The 15,972-nt window shown below is 72.7% G+C and carries 18 protein-coding genes; 9 read left to right on the top strand and 9 right to left on the bottom strand.

The window, feature by feature from the left end; all coding sequences use genetic code 11:
• Positions 1-6: 6 nt before the first annotated feature.
• The 3 genes from ACIRRH_RS12265 to ACIRRH_RS12255 all read left to right on the top strand — a co-directional run bounded on the left by ACIRRH_RS12265 (position 7) and on the right by ACIRRH_RS12255 (position 1,648).
• Positions 7-324 carry a hypothetical protein gene (locus tag ACIRRH_RS12265; RefSeq protein ID WP_403065630.1) on the top strand — a complete coding sequence of 106 codons (318 nt, stop codon included), beginning with the start codon at positions 7-9 and terminating at the stop codon, positions 322-324.
• Positions 325-443: 119 nt separating this feature from the next.
• Positions 444-998, top strand: a complete 555-nt coding sequence (locus ACIRRH_RS12260; protein ID WP_403065627.1) for a DUF6286 domain-containing protein — start codon at positions 444-446, stop codon at positions 996-998.
• Positions 995-1,648, top strand: coding sequence for an alkaline shock response membrane anchor protein AmaP (locus ACIRRH_RS12255; RefSeq protein ID WP_403065624.1), 654 nt, complete (start codon positions 995-997; stop codon positions 1,646-1,648). Before ACIRRH_RS12260 ends, ACIRRH_RS12255 begins: the two co-directional genes overlap by 4 nt.
• Positions 1,649-1,718: 70 nt before the next feature.
• Here the strand turns inward: ACIRRH_RS12255 and ACIRRH_RS12250 are convergent, their stop codons facing one another.
• Positions 1,719-2,480 (bottom strand): SDR family oxidoreductase, encoded by a 762-nt coding sequence (locus tag ACIRRH_RS12250; RefSeq protein ID WP_403065621.1) that lies wholly within the window; start codon positions 2,478-2,480, stop codon positions 1,719-1,721.
• 204 nt (positions 2,481-2,684) lie between these two features.
• Between ACIRRH_RS12250 and ACIRRH_RS12245 the strand changes: the two genes are divergently transcribed.
• Complete coding sequence (locus ACIRRH_RS12245) at positions 2,685-3,092, top strand: MerR family transcriptional regulator (protein WP_224274731.1); 408 nt, start codon at positions 2,685-2,687, stop codon at positions 3,090-3,092.
• A gap of 3 nt (positions 3,093-3,095) precedes the next feature.
• The gene (gene trxA, locus ACIRRH_RS12240; RefSeq protein WP_403065618.1) at positions 3,096-3,428 is read left to right on the top strand and encodes a thioredoxin; all 333 of its coding nucleotides are present in this window, start codon (positions 3,096-3,098) and stop codon (positions 3,426-3,428) included.
• Here the strand turns inward: trxA and ACIRRH_RS12235 are convergent.
• Positions 3,425-4,222 carry an SURF1 family protein gene (locus ACIRRH_RS12235; protein WP_403065615.1) on the bottom strand — a complete coding sequence of 266 codons (798 nt, stop codon included), beginning with the start codon at positions 4,220-4,222 and terminating at the stop codon, positions 3,425-3,427. The two genes, trxA and ACIRRH_RS12235, sit on opposite strands and share 4 nt — an antisense overlap.
• Before the next feature lie 31 nt (positions 4,223-4,253).
• Positions 4,254-5,249, bottom strand: a complete 996-nt coding sequence (locus ACIRRH_RS12230) for a DEDDh family exonuclease (RefSeq protein ID WP_403065612.1) — start codon at positions 5,247-5,249, stop codon at positions 4,254-4,256.
• A gap of 125 nt (positions 5,250-5,374) precedes the next feature.
• On the opposite strand from ACIRRH_RS12230, the gene ACIRRH_RS12225 reads away from it, so the two are divergent.
• The 4 genes from ACIRRH_RS12225 (at position 5,375) to moaA (ending at position 9,756) form a co-directional block, all read left to right on the top strand.
• A complete protein-coding gene (locus tag ACIRRH_RS12225; RefSeq protein ID WP_403065609.1) occupies positions 5,375-6,418 on the top strand; it encodes a zinc-dependent alcohol dehydrogenase family protein in 1,044 nt (347 codons plus the stop codon).
• Between the two features lie 311 nt (positions 6,419-6,729).
• Positions 6,730-7,086 (top strand): DUF485 domain-containing protein, encoded by a 357-nt coding sequence (locus ACIRRH_RS12220; protein ID WP_224274684.1) that lies wholly within the window; start codon positions 6,730-6,732, stop codon positions 7,084-7,086.
• The gene (locus ACIRRH_RS12215) at positions 7,083-8,690 is read left to right on the top strand and encodes a cation acetate symporter (protein WP_224274686.1); all 1,608 of its coding nucleotides are present in this window, start codon (positions 7,083-7,085) and stop codon (positions 8,688-8,690) included. Before ACIRRH_RS12220 ends, ACIRRH_RS12215 begins: the two co-directional genes overlap by 4 nt.
• Positions 8,691-8,766: 76 nt before the next feature.
• Complete coding sequence (gene moaA, locus ACIRRH_RS12210; protein WP_403066259.1) at positions 8,767-9,756, top strand: GTP 3',8-cyclase MoaA; 990 nt, start codon at positions 8,767-8,769, stop codon at positions 9,754-9,756.
• A 28-nt stretch (positions 9,757-9,784) separates the two neighbouring features.
• Here moaA and ACIRRH_RS12205 read toward each other — a convergent pair whose 3' ends face one another.
• The 6 genes from ACIRRH_RS12205 to ACIRRH_RS12180 form a co-directional block, all read right to left on the bottom strand.
• Positions 9,785-10,024, bottom strand: coding sequence for a hypothetical protein (locus ACIRRH_RS12205; RefSeq protein WP_403065604.1), 240 nt, complete (start codon positions 10,022-10,024; stop codon positions 9,785-9,787).
• A 264-nt stretch (positions 10,025-10,288) separates the two neighbouring features.
• The gene (locus ACIRRH_RS12200) at positions 10,289-10,672 is read right to left on the bottom strand and encodes a DUF3099 domain-containing protein (protein ID WP_403065601.1); all 384 of its coding nucleotides are present in this window, start codon (positions 10,670-10,672) and stop codon (positions 10,289-10,291) included.
• A 187-nt stretch (positions 10,673-10,859) separates the two neighbouring features.
• On the bottom strand, positions 10,860-11,408 hold the full coding sequence (locus ACIRRH_RS12195; RefSeq protein WP_403065598.1) for an RNA 2'-phosphotransferase: 549 nt from the start codon (positions 11,406-11,408) through the stop codon (positions 10,860-10,862).
• Between the two features lie 31 nt (positions 11,409-11,439).
• Positions 11,440-12,837, bottom strand: a complete 1,398-nt coding sequence (locus ACIRRH_RS12190) for a metallopeptidase TldD-related protein (RefSeq protein WP_403065595.1) — start codon at positions 12,835-12,837, stop codon at positions 11,440-11,442.
• Positions 12,837-14,390, bottom strand: a complete 1,554-nt coding sequence (locus tag ACIRRH_RS12185; protein WP_403066257.1) for a TldD/PmbA family protein — start codon at positions 14,388-14,390, stop codon at positions 12,837-12,839. The genes ACIRRH_RS12190 and ACIRRH_RS12185 overlap by 1 nt, the downstream gene beginning before the upstream one ends.
• 192 nt (positions 14,391-14,582) lie before the next feature.
• Positions 14,583-15,728, bottom strand: a complete 1,146-nt coding sequence (locus tag ACIRRH_RS12180) for an MBL fold metallo-hydrolase (protein WP_403065593.1) — start codon at positions 15,726-15,728, stop codon at positions 14,583-14,585.
• Positions 15,729-15,972: the final 244 nt, after the last annotated feature.

Genomic DNA, 15,972 nt, shown 5'->3' with positions numbered 1-15,972 from the left:
GGGTCCGTGCCGGAGCGTCGGGGGCGGCTCAGGGTCGCCGACCGGGTGTACGCCCGGATCGCGGATCGGGCCACTCGGGAGGTGCTGTCCGAGGCCTGGCCCGCCGGACGGGCGAAGGGGGCGCCGCCGCATGTCTCGGTGACCGTACCGGGGAGCACGGTGAAGGTCCGGGTGGCACTTGAGCTGCCGTTCCCTTCGGACATCGCGGCGCTGGCCGGGGCGGTGCGGCAGCGGATCAGGGAGCGGGTGGCGGGGCTGACCGGGGTCAGGGTGTCGGAAGTGGTCGTCGTGGTCGAGAAGTTGGTGACGGGGGGTGCCTCGTGAACGCGGAGGTTTCCGGGGCGGAGGTTCCCGGGGCCGAAGGCGTGCCGGCGCCGGCGTCGGGGGCTCGGCCGGGGAAGGTGAGGCGGCTGCGGGCGCCTCGTACGGCTGCGGCGGCGTTGGTGGCGACGGGGGTACTGGTGGTGGCGGGGGCGCTGCTGTACGACGTGGTCGCCGTGCGGTTGGGGAAGCCGGCGCGGCAGTGGCGGGCACAGATCGCGGACGAGCTGGCGACACGGCACCTCGACGACCTGGGGGTGCTGGTGGGGGCCGGAGCGGCGACCCTGCTCGGCGGGTGGCTGCTGTGGCTGGCCGTCGCGCCCGGGCTGCGACGGTGGCTCGTGCTGCGGCCGTACGGCGGGACGACCGCGGCCATCGACCGGGCCGGGGTCGGGCACCTGTTGGCGGACCGGGCGGCGGGGCTGGACGGGATCGACCACCTGCGGATCCGGGTCGGGCGGCGGCGGGTCCGGGTGTCGCTGGTGGGGGTGGCGGATCCGGCGTTGGTGCAGCGGCAGTTGCGGGACGAGCTGGGACGGGTGGGATTGGGGCGGCCGATACGGCTGGACGTGCGGGCGGCGCGGGGGGCCGCGGGCGTGGTGGGGGAGGACTCGGGTGGGGGTGCCGGTGCTGGGACGGGGGCTGGGGCGGCCGGCGGTGAGGGGGTGGCGCGGTGAGCAGAACGGTCGTCAACCGGGTGATGCTGGGGATGGTGGGGGCGGTCCTGCTGGTGGCCGGGGTGCTGGTGCTGGCGGGCGGGTTCGACCTGTACCGGCGGCTGGGCGTACATCCGCCGCAGTGGTGGCCGCTCACCTCGCCCGACCAGCCGGTGGTGAGCGCCAGTTCGCGGGTGCGGTGGGTGGCGTCGGCGTGGTGGTGGCCCACGGTGATCGGCGGGCTGACCGTGCTGGTCGTGGGGACGGCGTGGTGGCTGGTGGCACAGCTGAGGCGCAGTGGGCTGTCGAGCATCGCGGTGCCGACACCGGGGGTTTGCGGGCTTCGACTGCGGGTCGGTGCGCAGGCGCTGGAGGAGGCGCTGGAGAACCGGACGGCGGTGCTGCCGGAGGTCGAGCGGGCCGGGGTGCGGCTGGTGCGGGCGCCGAAACATCCGCGGTTGCGCGGGGCGGTGCGGTTGCGGCCGGGCGGGGATCCGGCCGCGCTGGTGGAGCACTTCGAGGACGGGCCTCGTTCGGATGCGTGCGGGAGCCTGAGGCTGGCGGAGTTGCCGGCCGATCTGCGGATCCGGGTTCTGCAGGGGGCCCCCGCCGAGCCGCGGCATGGGCGGGGTCGGCGGGGGCGGCGGCGGAGGCTGCCGAGGGTGGAATAGCCGGGACCGGTCGGTCAGGGCTGAGCAACCGAGAGTGAAGCGGCAAGAGCCGAGAGGGGCGGGGTGGGGGTCAGAGGGTGCGGAGGGCGCCGCCGTCGACGGGGACCATGACGCCGGTCAGGTAGGAGGCGGCGGGGGAGAGCAGGAAGGCGGCGACCTTGCCGAACTCCTCGGGGGTGCCGTAGCGGCGGAGCGGGATGGTGGCGTTGGCCTGGGCACGGGCGGCGTCGGGGTCGGGGGCGAGGCCGTCGAGCTCGCGGACCCGGTCGGTGTCGATCCTGCCCGGGAGCAGACCGAGCACGCGGATGCCGCGGGGGCCGAGCTCGTCGGCGAGGGCCTTGGCGGCCATGGCGAGACCCGGGCGCAGACCGTTGGAGATGCCCAGGCCGGGGATCGGCTGGCGGACCGAGCTGGAGAGCACGAAGGCGATCACACCGCCGTCGGGGAGCGCGGCGGCGGCGGCTCGGGCGAGTCGGAGGGCACCGAGGAAGACGGACTCGAAGGCGTCGCGCCAGGCGTCCTCGGGGGTGGTCTCGACGGGGCCGGCTTGGGGGCCGCCGACACTGATCAGGATGCCGTCGAGACGGCCGAAGTGCTCTCGGGCCTCGGCGATGAGGCGCTCGGGGGTGTCGGGGGAGGCGTTGTCGGCGACGAGGCCACGGGCGGTGCCGAAGGTCTCGAGTTCGGCGACGGCGGTGTCGACGGCTTGCCGGGTGCGGCCGCTGATGAGCACGCGGGCGCCGTCGGCGGCGAGTTCGCGGGCGCTGGCGAGGCCGAGGCCCCGGGTGGCGCCGGTGACGATGTAGGCCTTGTCTTTCAGTCCGAGATCCATGGGGACATAGTGCCCGGTGGGGGTCGGGGTCTGCGGGCCGGGGCTCTCGGGAGGGTGGGGGAGTGGGTGGGCTTCTGCGCGGGCGCGCGGGTTTCGCCCTGCGCGCCCGTCGGGGTGGGGCGGGTTGGGGCGGGTTGGGGCTGGCGTTGACGTTGGGGGGAAGGTTTACGGTCGTTGCCGGAAGCACGGAAGGAGTGGTTCGGCGTGCGGATCGGGGAGTTGGCGGAGCGGGCGGGGACGACCACGCGGGCGTTGCGGTACTACGAGCAGTTGGGGTTGTTGCCGGCCCGGCGGGCGGGCAACGGGTACCGGGCGTACGACGAGGCGGATCTGCGGTTGCTGCGGGAGATCCGGATGTTGCAGGACTTCGGGTTCGGGCTGGAGGAGACCAGGCCGTTCGTGGAGTGTCTGCGCGCGGGGCACCCGGAGGGGGACTCGTGCCCGGCCTCTCTGGAGGTGTACCGCCGGAAGTTGGGGGAGCTGGACGAGTGCATCGCCCGGCTCCAGGACGTGCGGGCGCAGGTGGCGGGGCAGTTCGATCGGGCGGTGAGGGCCCGGGACGAGTTGGCCGCCGTTCAGGAACCGCCTCTTTGTGAACTGGTGAAGGAGTAGACGGTGGTGGAGATCACGGGTGTGCCGGCGGTGACGGACGAGACGTTCGCCGCGGAGGTGCTGGCGGCCGAGGGACCGGTGCTGGTGGACTTCACGGCGGACTGGTGCCCGCCGTGCCGGATGATGGCGCCGGTGCTGGCGGACATCGCACGGGAGGAGGCGCACCGGCTGCGGGTGGTGAGCGTGGACGTGGACCACAACCCGCGGACGCAGTCGGCGTACGGGGTGCTGTCGATGCCGACGCTGATGGTGTTCCGGGACGGGCAGCCGGTGCGGTCGGTGGTGGGGGCGCGGGCGAAGGCGCGGTTGCTGAGGGAGCTGGACGACGTTCTCTAGACGGGGACGGCGTCGAGCGGGACCTCGGCTTCGGCGGCCTGCTTGGCGCGGTCCTTGGCCTCGCGCCGGGCGAGGACCCAGACACCGACCGGGATCATCGCGGTGAACAGCCACCACTGGATGGCGTAGGCCATGTGCGGGCCGATGTCGGAGTGGTTGGGCTCGGGGATCAGCTCGGGCTGGTCGGCCGGGGCCGGGGTGGTGCCGGTGAGTTCGAGGTAGCCGCCGAGGAGGGGGGCGCCGGTCCGCTTGGCCTGCTCGTCGGTGTTGATCAGGTTGAACTGGCGGTCGGGCAGGCCGGTGCGGTCCTTGATGCCGCTGGCGCCGTAGGTCTCCTCGGCGCGCAGGCGGCCGGCGAGGGAGACCTCGCCGGTGGGGGCGGACGGGACGGGCGGGTACTCGGTGGCTCCGGTGCCGGAGGCGACCCAGCCGCGGTTGACCAGGACGGTGCCCTTGCCGTCGGCGAGCTGGAAGGGGGTCACGACGAAGTAGCCGATGGTCCCGTTGGAGTCGGTCCGCTTGCGGACCACGAACTCGTGTGCCGGGTCGTACTGTCCGGTGGCGGTCACCGCGCGCCAGGTGAGGTCCTGGGGGACCGCGAAGCCGGGCGTCGGCGACAGGGTGTCGAAGGGGACCGGCGCGGCCGTGAGGGCCTGGCCGATCAGCTCGTTCCGGGCCACCCGTGCCTCGTGGCGGTGCAGCTGCCAGAAGCCCAGCTTGATCGTCGCGGGGATCAACAGCAGCGCGACCAGCATGGTGATCAGCCACTGTCGGGTCAGCAGAAAACGGTACACATGGGAACGGTACGCCGACCTCACAACCGGCTCACGCACCGGGGTGCGGGGCGACCTCGCGCAGCAACTGGAGGAAGGCGTCCTCGCCGACCACCGGGGTGCCGACGTCGCGGGCCTTGCGGGCCTTGCCGCTCCAGCTGTCCGGCTCGTTGGTGACCAGCAGGCTGGTGAGGCGGCTCACCGAGGTGGCGATGTGCAGGCCGGCCTCGACCGCGCGGTCCTCCAGGACCTCGCGGTCGGTGGCGGTGTCGCCGGTGATGGCCACCCGCATGCCCTGGACCAGCGGCTTGCCGTCCTCCCAGCGCCCCGGGTTGGGGTACGGGCAGGGTGGGCGCTTCTTGGCCTGGCGGTACGTGGCGCCGGACCAGGAGCTGCGGGCGGGCGTGGCGGGCTCCTCCTCGCCGAGGTCGGTGACCGCGACGCAGTTCTGGAGCGGTAGCGGCACGCCGCCGTCGCGGGCGAGGTGCAGGCTCGGGCGGAAGGCCTCGGCGAGCACCCGGGCGTCGTCGAGGGCGTTGTGGGCGTGGCGCTGCTGGACGCCGAAGTGGGCGGCGAGCGAGGACAGCTTGCCGTTGGGCAGCGGCAGGCGCAGGTCGCGGGAGAGGACCATGGTGCACAGCCGCTGTTCGACCGGGGCGCGCAGGCCGGCCCGGGAGAACTCGCGGGAGATCATGTTCCAGTCGAAGAGCGCGTTGTGCGCGACCAGGACGCGGTTCTCCAGGCGTGTGGCGAACTCGTCGGCGATCTGCGGGAAGGTCGGGGCGGTCGCGAGCAGTTCGGCGGTGAGGCCGTGGATCCAGACCGGGCCCGGGTCCCGCTCGGGGTTGACCAGGGTGTACCAGTGGTCGACGACGTCGCCGTCCGCGTCCAGCTGGTAGACACCCGCCGAGATGACGCGGTCCGAGCGGCCGAGACCGGTCGTCTCGACGTCGACGACCGCGAAGCCCCCGGTGGGGGCGGCGGAGCGCTGCGCGGGGACCGGTGCGGTCCGCGGCGCTCCGTACGTCTCGGGCTGGATCGGTTGCATGGTCCAACAGGATAAGGGGCCGGGCGGGAGGCTCCGGCCGGAATGTTCCGACCGACCGGCCGGAATAGAGTGGTCGGCGGGGGTGTCGTACACCTGGTCGAGATCGTTCAGCTAAGGAACAGCGCATGCGTGCCACCGTGATTCACGGCCCCAACGACATCCGGATCGAAGAAGTACCGGACCCTGTGATCCAGCACCCGACGGACGTGGTGCTCCGCGTGGTGAACGCCTGCATCTGCGGCAGCGACCTGTGGGCCTACCGCGGGGTGGCGCAGCGGGTGGCCGGACAGCGGATCGGGCACGAGTTCCTGGGCGTGGTCGAGGAGGTCGGCGCCGAGGTGCGCGACTTCGCCAAGGGCGACTTGGTGGTCGCGCCGTTCGTCTGGTCGGACGGGACGTGTGACTTCTGTCTCGAAGGCTTCCAGACGTCCTGCCCGCACGGCGGGTTCTGGGGGCAGGTTGGGTCGGACGGCGGCCAGGGCGAGGCGGTGCGGGTGCCGTTCGCGGACGGGACGCTGGTGAAGCTGCCGAAGGAGGCGGCGGGCGACGAGAAGCTGCTGCCCGGGCTGCTGGCGCTGTCCGACGTGATGTCGACCGGGCATCATGCGGCGGTCTCGGCGCGGGTGCGGCCCGGCGCGACGGTCGCGGTGGTCGGCGACGGCGCGGTGGGCCTGTGCGGCGTACTGGCGGCGCACCGGCTGGGCGCGGGCCGGATCATCGCACTGGGCCGGCACGAGGCCCGCACCGAGCTGGCCCGTCGCTTCGGTGCGACGGACGTGGTGGCGGAGCGCGGCGAGGCCGCGGTCGAGGCGGTGAAGGAGCTGACCGGCGGTCAGGGCGCGCACGCGGTGCTGGAGGCGGTCGGCACCGAGGAGTCGATGCGGACGGCCATCTCGATCGCCCGGGACGGTGGCGCGGTGGGCTACGTCGGGGTGCCGCACGGCGGCAGCGCGGGCGTCGACATCGGTCAGATGTTCGGCCGAAACATTTCGTTGAACGGCGGCGTCGCCCCGGCCCGGGCGTACATCCCCGAACTGCTGCCGGACGTGCTCTCGGGTGCCATCGAGCCGGGTCTGGTCTTCGACCGCACCGTCGACCTGGACGGCGTTCCGGACGGCTACCGCGCGATGGACGACCGTTCCGCCCTGAAGGTGCGGATCGCGTTCTGAGGCGTCGGCCTCCCGGCACCGGCCCGTGCCGCCCCGTGTGGGGTGCGGCACGGGCCGGTGCCGTTCTCCGGAGAGGGGTCGAAGGTGATGGCCGGGATCCGATCGCGTGCGGCGCGGTCGCCGAAATGAGCTGCTTTTCGGCCAATCAGATGGTGCGAAGGGGTGAACGGTCGACTGGCCGCGGTCAACCCCTTCCGGGGTGGGCAGGACGCTCCTAGCATTGCGCGGCGCGCACCAGACATGTGACGCCCCTCACGTTCGATCATTCCCGCCCCCGTGTGACAAATACGCCGAAGGAGTGAGGAGACAGCGTGGATTCGCCGCCGCTCACCACCGCCGCCACGGAAGCCCGACTCGTCGACGACAGCGAGGAGTTCCGTACCCTGCGGCGCTCGTTTCGCAGCTTCGCCTTCCCGGTCACCATCGGTTTCGTGCTCTGGTACCTGCTCTACGTCCTGCTCTCCTGCTACGCCCCGGGGCTGATGCGCACCAAGGTCCTCGGGCACGTCAACGTGGCCCTGGTGCTCGGGCTGCTGCAGTTCGCGACCACCTTCGCCATCGCCGCCTGGTACGCCCGCTACGCGGACCGGCGGATCGATCCGTCCGCCGCGGCGATCCGCGAGGCGCACGGCGCCGTCGTCCACGCCCCCCGGGAGTCCGCCGAATGATCCCGCTCGCCAGCTCCGCCACCGAGCACCGCGGCCTGACCATGGCCCTGTTCGGCGTCTTCGTCCTGGCCACTCTCGGCATCACCGTGTGGGCCGGACGGCAGACCAGGAGCGCCTCCGACTTCTACGCCGGCGGCCGCGGCTTCACCGGCTTCCAGAACGGCCTGGCCATCTCCGGCGACTACATGTCCGCCGCCTCCTTCCTCGGCATCGCCGGGACCATCGCGCTCAGCGGCTACGACGGCTTCCTCTACTCGATCGGCTTCCTGGTCGCCTGGCTGGTCGCGCTGCTGCTGATCGCCGAACCACTGCGCAACTCCGGCCGGTTCACCATGGCGGACGTGCTCGCGTTCCGGATGCGCCAGCGCCCGGTGCGTACCGCGGCGGGCGTCTCCACCATCGTGGTGTCGATCTTCTACCTGCTCGCCCAGATGGTCGGCGCCGGCACCCTGGTGGCGCTGCTGCTGGGGGCCGAGGGGAACGCCGCCAAGCGCTGGACCATCGTCGGGGTCGGCGCACTGATGATCATCTATGTGGTGATAGGAGGGATGAAGGGCACCACCTGGGTGCAGATCGTCAAGGCGGTGCTGCTGATCGCCGGCGCCGCGCTGATGACCGTCCTGGTGCTGGCCAAGTACCACTTCAACCCCTCCGAACTGCTCGGCGCGGCGGCGAGCGCGAGCGGCAAGGGCGAGGCCTTCCTCCAGCCAGGACAGAAGTACGGCAGCAGCACCGCCAAGCTCGACTTCATCAGCCTGGGCATCGCGCTGGTGCTCGGCACCGCCGGCCTGCCGCACATCCTGGTCCGCTTCTACACCGTTCCCACCGCCAAGGCGGCCCGGAAGTCGGTGCTCTGGGCGATCGGCATCATCGGCGTCTTCTACCTGATGACCCTGGCGCTCGGCTTCGGCGCGGCCGCACTGGTCGGCTCCAAGGCGATCAAGACGGCGAACGCGGCGGGCAACACCGCGGCCCCGCAGCTGGCCGAGGCGCTCGGCGGAGGCGCCGGGACCACCGGTGGCGCGATCCTGCTCGCGGTGATCTCGGCGGTCGCCTTCGCCACCATCCTGGCCGTGGTCGCCGGGCTCACGCTGGCCTCCTCGGCCTCCTTCGCGCACGACCTCTACGCCAACGTGATCCGGCGCGGGAAGGCGAGCGAGAAGGAGGAGGTGCTGTCGGCGAAGTGGGCCGCGGTCGCGATCGGGGCGGTGGCGATCGTGCTCAGCCTCTTCGCGGACAAGCTCAACACCGCCGCCCTGGTCGCCCTGGCCTTCGCGGTCGCCGCCTCCGCCAACCTGCCCACCCTGCTCTACTCACTGTTCTGGAAGCGCTTCACCACCGTTGGCGCGGTCAGTTCGGTCTACGCCGGCCTGATCACCTCGGTGGCGCTGGTGGTCTTCTCCCCGGTGGTCTCCGGCGCGAAGACCTCGCTCTTCCCGCACTCCGACTTCCACTGGTTCCCGCTGGAGAACCCCGGCCTGGTCTCCATCCCGGTCGGCTTCCTGGCAGGCTGGCTCGGCACGCTGCTGTCCAGGGAACGCGCCGACCCGGCGAAGTACGCTGAACTCGAGGTTCGCTCGCTGACCGGGCTGGGCGCCCATTGATCGTCCCGCGATGACTATGCTGGCCCGGCCCGCCGTGACGGTGGCCGGGCCGGCCGCATCTCGGGGAAGGACGCACGTGCTGCTCGACACCTTCGGACGACAGGCCGTCGACCTGCGGGTCTCCCTCACGGACCGGTGCAACCTGCGCTGCACCTACTGCATGCCGGAGGAGGGCCTGCAGTGGCTGGCCAAGCCGGACCTGCTGACCGACGAGGAGATCGTCCGGCTGGTCACCATCGCCGTGCGCGACCTGGGCGTGCGCGAGGTCCGCTTCACGGGCGGCGAGCCGCTGCTGCGTCCCGGACTGGTCGCCGTCGTCGCCGCCTGTTCGGAGCTGGATCCGCGCCCGGAGCTCTCGCTGACCACCAACGGCATCGGGCTGGCCCGCACCGCGACGGCACTGCGCGAGGCTGGCCTCGACCGGGTCAACGTCTCGCTGGACACTCTCGACCCCGAGGTGTTCCGCACCCTCACCCGCCGCAACCGCCACCAGGACGTGCTGGACGGGCTGGCCGCCGCCGAGGCCGCCGGGCTGGCGCCGGTGAAGCTGAACGCGGTGCTGATGCGCGGGGTCAACGACCACGAGGCGGCCGACCTGCTGGCCTGGTGCCTGGAGAAGGGCTACGAGCTGCGCTTCATCGAGCAGATGCCGCTGGACGCCCAGCACGGCTGGGACCGCACGTCGATGGTCACCGCGACGGAGATCCTGGACCTGCTCCAGGCCCGCTTCACGCTGACCCCCGAGCCGTCCGAGCGTAGGGGCGCGGCACCCGCCGAGCGCTGGGTGGTGGACGGCGGCCCCGGTCGGGTGGGCGTGATCGCCTCGGTCACCCGTCCGTTCTGCCGGGCCTGCGACCGCACCCGGCTGACCGCCGACGGCCAGGTGCGCAACTGCCTGTTCGCGACCGGCGAGACCGACCTGCGCACCGCACTGCGCTCGGGCGCGGACGACGCCGAACTGGCCGAGCTGTGGCGGGCGGCGATGTGGGGCAAGAAGGCCGGGGCCGGGATCGACAACCCGGAGTTTCTCCAGCCCGAGCGGCCGATGTCCGCGATCGGCGGCTAGGCCGGTTCTCCCCGGGGCTGATCGGCGGCTAGGACGTCTTGCCGGAGCCCTCGGCGGTCTCGGGGGTCCAGTCGGCGAAGGCGACGACCTCCTTGAGGAAGCCGCGGACCCCGAGGAACTGGGACAGGTGCTCGCGGTGCTCGTCACAGGCGAGCCAGGTCTTGCGGCGGTCCGGAGTGTGCAACTTGGGGTTGTTCCACACCAGCACCCAGCCGGCGTCCGCCCGGCAGCCCTTGGCGGAGCAGATCGGCGTCTGCGGGGTGTCCATCGGGCCGTCCTCAACGATTGGCGGGTACGTCTGCACCGCCAGTCTGTCACGCCCGCTCGGGCCGGCCGGATCCGGGCATGACGACGCCGGGCAGCCACGGGGGGAGCCGCCCGGCGTCGGTCCGTCGCTCCGACGGGGGATGCGGAGCGCGTACGCAGTATGTCACGCCGAGACCCTCGGATGGGGAGGTCTTGCATGATTAATCTGAGCTTCTTTTGAGCTTTCGCTGAGCCGAACGAGGGCGAAACAGCGCCAAACGGACGGTCAGTCCACGTCCTGTGAAGGATCGGTGGGAACGGCCTTTGCCTCTCCTGTACTGGCTTTCGCACCAGCCCCACCCGTCCCACCGGGGCCGATCATCACCGGGGTGTCGAGCGGAATATCGAAGGTGCTCGGCAGACCCGGGGCCCGCTCCCGGCCCGCGTTGGCGATCAGCACCGCGAAGTAGGGCAGCAGCACAGCGCCCGCCAGCGCGGCCAACGCCAGCACCCGCTGGACGTCCCACAGCACCACGGCGAGCAGCACGCAGGCCGTGCGGACCAGCATCGAGATGACGTAGCGGCGCTGGCGCCCCCGGACGTCCTCGGTGAGGCTGCTGCGCGCTCCCGTGATCCGGAAGACCTGCCCGCCGCCGGCGCTCTTGCCCATGTGTCCTACCGCCCTCGTCACGCACCCGCGCGCGTGGCCGCGCGGAATTCTCACGGTACGCCCGGACCCGGGCGGCGACGAGACCGGGTGGGCCGGACCCACCCGGCCGGGTGCGCGAAGGGCCTGTCCGGCGGAGCGGACAGGCCCTTCGGCGGCGGGCGCCGGCGCGGTGGTGCGGCCCGGCGGGCTACGAGCGCCGGGAGAGGTACTGCGGGGGCACGGCGTCGGTGAGCCAGACGCCGTTCTCGCTGAGCCGGAACTCGTGGCCGGCCGCCGTCATCGCCGCGGCGTTCACGGTCAGCACCACCGGACGGCCGTGCCGGGCGCCGACCCTGGTCGCCGTCTCGGTGTCCGCCGAGAGGTGGACGTCCTGGCGGGCCATCGGGCGCAGGCCCTCGCGGAAGATCGCCGCCAGGTGCCGGTCGGCGGTGCCGTGGTAGAGCACGGGCGGCGGCACGGCGGCGACCAGACCGAGGTCGACCGCCACCGTGTGGCCCTGGTTGGCGCGGATCGAGAGACCGTCCGGTGAGTAGCCGAAGCGGCGCTTGTTGTTGGTCGCCACGACGTGGTCCAGCTCGGCCCGGGTGAGCGGCCGGCCCCGGGCGGCGAGCGCGGCGAGCAGCTCGTCGACCCGGACCCAGCCGGCCCCGTCCAGCGTGACTCCCACCAGCCCGGGCTCGTGCCGCAGGATGCGCGACAGCATCTTGCTCGACCTGACCAGGCGCTTCTCGTCCATCATGTCTCTCGTATCCCCCGTTGGTCAGTGGCTAAGAGGCCTGGCTGACCGAACTCATGTTGAAGTCCGTGACACGCACGGGTGGCATCGCGGTGCGGGTGACGTTGTCGCTCCACTCGCGGGGCAGGCAGCGTTCGGTGCGGCCCACCTCGGTGATCCGGTTGAGCAGGTCCACCGGGGACTCGTTGAACCGGAAGTTGTTGACCTCGCCGACGACCTCGCCGTTCTCCACCAGGTACACGCCGTCCCGGGTGAGTCCGGTGAGCAGCAGCGTCGCCGGGTCGACCTCGCGGATGTACCAGAGGCAGGTGAGCAGCAGGCCGCGTTCGGTGCGGGCGATCATCTCGTCCAGGGTCGGCGCCGACTCCTGGTCCGCCGTCTCCAGCACGAGGTTGTCGATCGCCGGGCGCAGCGGCAGGCCGGTGAGGGCGGCCGCGTGGCGGCTGGTGATCAGGTCGTTCAGCACGCCCTCGCGGATCCACTCGGTGGCGGCGATCGGCTGGCCGTTGTCGAAGACCGAGTAGTCCCCGCCGGTGGAGTGGGTGAGCACGAACGGCGCGGCCTCCAGGCCGGGCTCGTGCGGGTCGGAGCGCAGCGTCAGCGGCAGGCCGCTGAGCTTGTCGCCGAGCCGGGTGCCCCCGCCGGGCTTGGAGAAGACCGTCCGGCCCTCCTGGGCGTCCCGGCCGCCGGAGGACCAGTTGAGGACGATCAGCAGGTCGGCGACGGCCGAGGGCGGCAGCAGCGCCTCGTACCGCCCGGCCGGCAGGTCCACCTTGCGGGCGCCCCAGCCGAGCCGCCTGGTCAGCTCGGTGTGCAGGGCGGCGACGTCGATGTCGGCGAAGTCCCGGGTGGCGGCGCCCACCCAGGCCGAGCCGGACAGGTCGGCGGTCTTGGCGTTGATCTCGACCATGCCGGTGGGCTGGTCGTGGCGCAGCCGCAGGCCGGTGGAGCTGCCCAGGTAGCTGGAGGTCATCTCGTGCCGGGCGAAGCCGTAGAGCAGTTCGCCCTGGGCGGCGGCGCGGGCGAAGGCCTCGCCGAGGGCCGGGCCGAAGGCGTCGAACACCTCGATGGAGGTCACCGCGGGCGGCTCGGTGAAGCCCGGCGAGGCGGGCTGGTCGGCGATCAGCGGCTGGGCGTCCTCGGCCGGTCCGGCCGCGCGGGCGGCCTCCTCGGCGGCCCGCACCAGGTCCTCCACCTCCTCCGCGGTGACGGCTTCGCGGGAGACCACGCCGGAGGCGGTGCCCTCGGCGCCGGCCACGGTGGCGATCACGGTGAGGCGGCGGCTGCGGGTGACGCCGTTGGTGGTCAGCGCGTTGCCGGCCCAGCGCAGGTTGGCGGTGGACTCCTCGTCGGCGATCACCACACAGCCGTCGGCGCGGGAGAGGCCGAGCGCCAGCTCGACGAGTTCGTGGGGCTGCTTCGCGGTCATCAGTGACCCGCCTCCTGCTGGGTGTTGAGCACGTTGACGTTGCGGAACAGCGCCGACGGGCAGCCGTGGCTGACCGCCGCGATCTGACCGGGCTGCGCCTTGCCGCAGTTGAAGGCGCCGCCGAGGAGGTAGGTCTGCGGGCCGCCGACCGCCGCCATCGAGCCCCAGAAGTCGGTGGTGGTGGCCTGGTAGGCGAAGTCCTTGACCTGGCCGGCGAGTTCGCCGTCCTTGATGGCGTAGGCGCGTTGCCCAGTGAACTGGAAGTTGTACCTCTGCATGTCGATCGACCAGGAGCGGTCGCCGACGATGTAGAGGCCGTTCTCGACCTGGGCGAACAGGCCCTCGGTGTCCGGGCCGTCGGCGGCCGGCTGCAGCGAGACGTTGGCCATCCGCTGCACCGGGACGTGCGCGGGGGAGTCGGCGAAGGCGCAGCCGTTGGAGCGCTCGAAACCCTTCAACCCGGCCATGCCGCGGTCGAGCTGGTAGCCGACCAGGATGCCGTCCTTGACCAGGTCCCAGGACTGGGTGGCCACGCCCTCGTCGTCGTAGCCGATGGTGGACAGGCCGTGTTCGGCGGTGCGGTCGCCGGTGACGTGCATCAGCTCGGAGCCGTACTTGAGCGAGCCGAGCCGGTCGAAGGTGGCGAAGGAGGTGCCGGCGTAGGCGGCCTCGTAGCCGAGCGCGCGGTCCAGCTCGGTGGCGTGGCCGATCGACTCGTGGATGGTCAGCCAGAGGTTGGTCGGGTCGATGACCAGGTCGTAGCGGCCCGCCTCGACGCTCGGGGCCTTCATCTTCTCGGCCAGCAGGACGGGCAGCTCGGCGAGTTCGGCGTCCCAGTCCCAGCCGGTGCCGGTGAGGTACTCGTAGCCGCGGCCGACCGGCGGGGCCAGGGTCTGCATCGAGTCGAAGGCGCCCGTGCGCTCGTCGACCGAGGTGGCCTCCAGGTCGGAGTACACCCGGATCCGCTGCTGGGTGGTCACCGTGCCGGCGGTGTCCGCGTAGAACTTGTTCTCCTGGACGGTCCGCAGGGCCGCCTGGACGTGGGAGACGCCCTCGGCGGCCAGCAGCCGGGAGCTGCGCTCGGCGAGCAGCGCGGTCTTCTCGGCGTCCGGCACCTCGAAGGGGTTGATCTCGTACGCGGAGACCCAGGTGACGTCCCGGTACACCGGCTCGTCGGCCAGCTCGACCCGCTCGGTGGAGCCGGCCGCCCGGCTGATCCCGCCGGAGAGGCGGGCCACCGCGACGGCCTGCTCGGCGACCCGGGCCGCAGCGTCGGGGGTGAGGTCGACGCCGGCGGCGAAGCCCCAGGCGCCGTCCAGCAGCACCCGGACGGCGAAACCGAGCTGCACGCTGTCGGAGGTGCCGGCCGGACGCGCGTCGCGCAGCCGCCAGGAGGCGCCGCGGATCCGCTCCAGGCGGAAGTCGGCGTGGCTCACGCCCAGCTCGCGGGCCCGGGTGAGCGCGGCGTCGGCGAGGGGGCGCAGCGGCAGGGCGAGGAACAGCGGGTCGACGGCGCGCCCGTGCGGGGCGCCGGAGCGATCGGCCGGAGGGATCGGAGGCAAGCGGGCTCCCAGGTCGCGGAGGGTGGCGGTGCGGCGCCACAGGGGCGCCCGCACCGCATCATTTCCCGTCCACCGGGTTTCCGGCCAGCGCATTTCGACCGGTGCGCTGCGGTTTCGGCCAGTACGGTTCGGCCGCCGATTCCCGCTTCCGATCCCCGCTGCCGGGGGTGTCGGCACGGACCGTCAGGCGACGGTCTCCCACCAGCCGTCCAGCTCCGGCGGGTTGTCGACGTCGACCCGCTCGCCGGGGCGCGGGACGGCCAGCGGGACGGCCTGCCTCTTGGCCGCCTTCACCAGCCGCTCGATCGGCTCGGCCCACGGGTGCAGGCCCAGGTTGAAGGTGCACCAGTGGACGGGCACCAGCAGGCCGGCGGTCAGGTCCTTGTGCGCGAGGACGGCGTCCTCGGGGGTCATGTGGATGTCCGCCCAGGCCGCGTCATAGGCGCCGATCTGGACCAGCGCGGCGTCGAACGGGCCGTGCTGCTCGCCGATCCGGGCGTAGCCCTCGAAGTAGCCGGAGTCGCCGGTGTAGAAGACCTTGCGGCTCGGGCCGGCGATCACCCAGGAACCCCACAGCGTGGTGTTGCGGGTCAGCCCGCGGCCGGAGAAGTGGTGCGCCGCGGTGAGGGTGAGCACCAGGTCACCCAGGGTGCAGGTCTCGTCCCAGTCCAGCTCGATGATCCGGTGCTCGGGGACGCCCCAGCGGCGCAGATGGGCGCCGATGCCGAGCGGCACCGCGAAGGGCGCGGACTGGCTGCGCACCAGGCGCTTGACCGTCACCATGTCCAGGTGGTCGTAGTGGTCGTGCGAGATCAGCACCGCGTCGACCTGCGGCAGCTCCTCCAGCTCGACCGGCACCGGGTGCAGCCGCTTGGGGCCGACGTGCGCGGCAGGGGAGCAGCGGTCGCTCCAGACCGGGTCGAGCAGCACCCGGAAGCCCTCGATCTCCACCAGCGCCGAGGCGTGGCCGTACCAGGTGACCTCCACGCCCTCGGCAGCCGGTCCGGGCGGGGTCGCGGGGCGGACGGTCGGCACCGGGCGGGCGGGGACGCGGCCGGCCCGCTCGAACAGCATCCGGCGGGCGGTGGCGCCGTCGAAGCCGGGGGCGTCGGTGGCGCGGGCGAGCGCGGAGGGCGCGTTGTGGAAGACACCGTCGCGGTACTGCGGGGAGTTGCGCACCCGCTCCTCGCGCTCGCCGTCCGGCCGTCGCCCGAACGCCGCAGGCAGGTCGCGCAGCGACCAGGCGGCCGCGCCCAGGCCGGCCGCCAGCGCGGTGAGGGCCAGCAGTCGTCCGCCTCGGTGGGTGCTCCCGGGCCGTGCCTTGGTCATCCGCTCTGCCTTCGTCGCTCGCCGGGATGGTCGGGAAACGGTACGGCAGGTCCCGGGCCGGCCCGCACCACGGGGGCAACGGGTGTGCCCGCCCGTGTTGTTCCCGTACAGTCGCCCCGATCCGGGCAGCGCCCGGGCCTGGGCGATGTCCGCCGCCGGGACGGAACGGGCGGGCGCGGATTGTCGGATTGCGACAGATCCGCCGGGGAGGCGCTGTGGGAGCCCGATGCGCCGCCGCCGCCGA

It is taken from the genome of Kitasatospora sp. NPDC101235 (genome assembly GCF_044767505.1).
GTDB lineage: Bacteria > Actinomycetota > Actinomycetes > Streptomycetales > Streptomycetaceae > Kitasatospora.
This window is presented reverse-complemented; position numbering and strand designations above follow the sequence as displayed.

Excerpts from the sequence above, each read along its gene's own strand:
- ACIRRH_RS12225 (WP_403065609.1), top strand. The coding sequence starts at position 5,375 with ATGCGTGCCACCGTGATTCACGGCCCCAACGACATCCGGATCGAAGAA.
- ACIRRH_RS12195 (WP_403065598.1), bottom strand. The coding sequence starts at position 11,408 with ATGGACGAGAAGCGCCTGGTCAGGTCGAGCAAGATGCTGTCGCGCATC.
- ACIRRH_RS12180 (WP_403065593.1), bottom strand. The coding sequence starts at position 15,728 with ATGACCAAGGCACGGCCCGGGAGCACCCACCGAGGCGGACGACTGCTG.
- ACIRRH_RS12250 (WP_403065621.1), bottom strand. The coding sequence starts at position 2,480 with ATGGATCTCGGACTGAAAGACAAGGCCTACATCGTCACCGGCGCCACC.
- ACIRRH_RS12230 (WP_403065612.1), bottom strand. The coding sequence starts at position 5,249 with ATGCAACCGATCCAGCCCGAGACGTACGGAGCGCCGCGGACCGCACCG.
- ACIRRH_RS12190 (WP_403065595.1), bottom strand. The coding sequence starts at position 12,837 with ATGACCGCGAAGCAGCCCCACGAACTCGTCGAGCTGGCGCTCGGCCTC.
- ACIRRH_RS12200 (WP_403065601.1), bottom strand. The coding sequence starts at position 10,672 with ATGGGCAAGAGCGCCGGCGGCGGGCAGGTCTTCCGGATCACGGGAGCG.
- ACIRRH_RS12215 (WP_224274686.1), top strand. The coding sequence starts at position 7,083 with ATGATCCCGCTCGCCAGCTCCGCCACCGAGCACCGCGGCCTGACCATG.
- ACIRRH_RS12205 (WP_403065604.1), bottom strand. The coding sequence starts at position 10,024 with ATGGACACCCCGCAGACGCCGATCTGCTCCGCCAAGGGCTGCCGGGCG.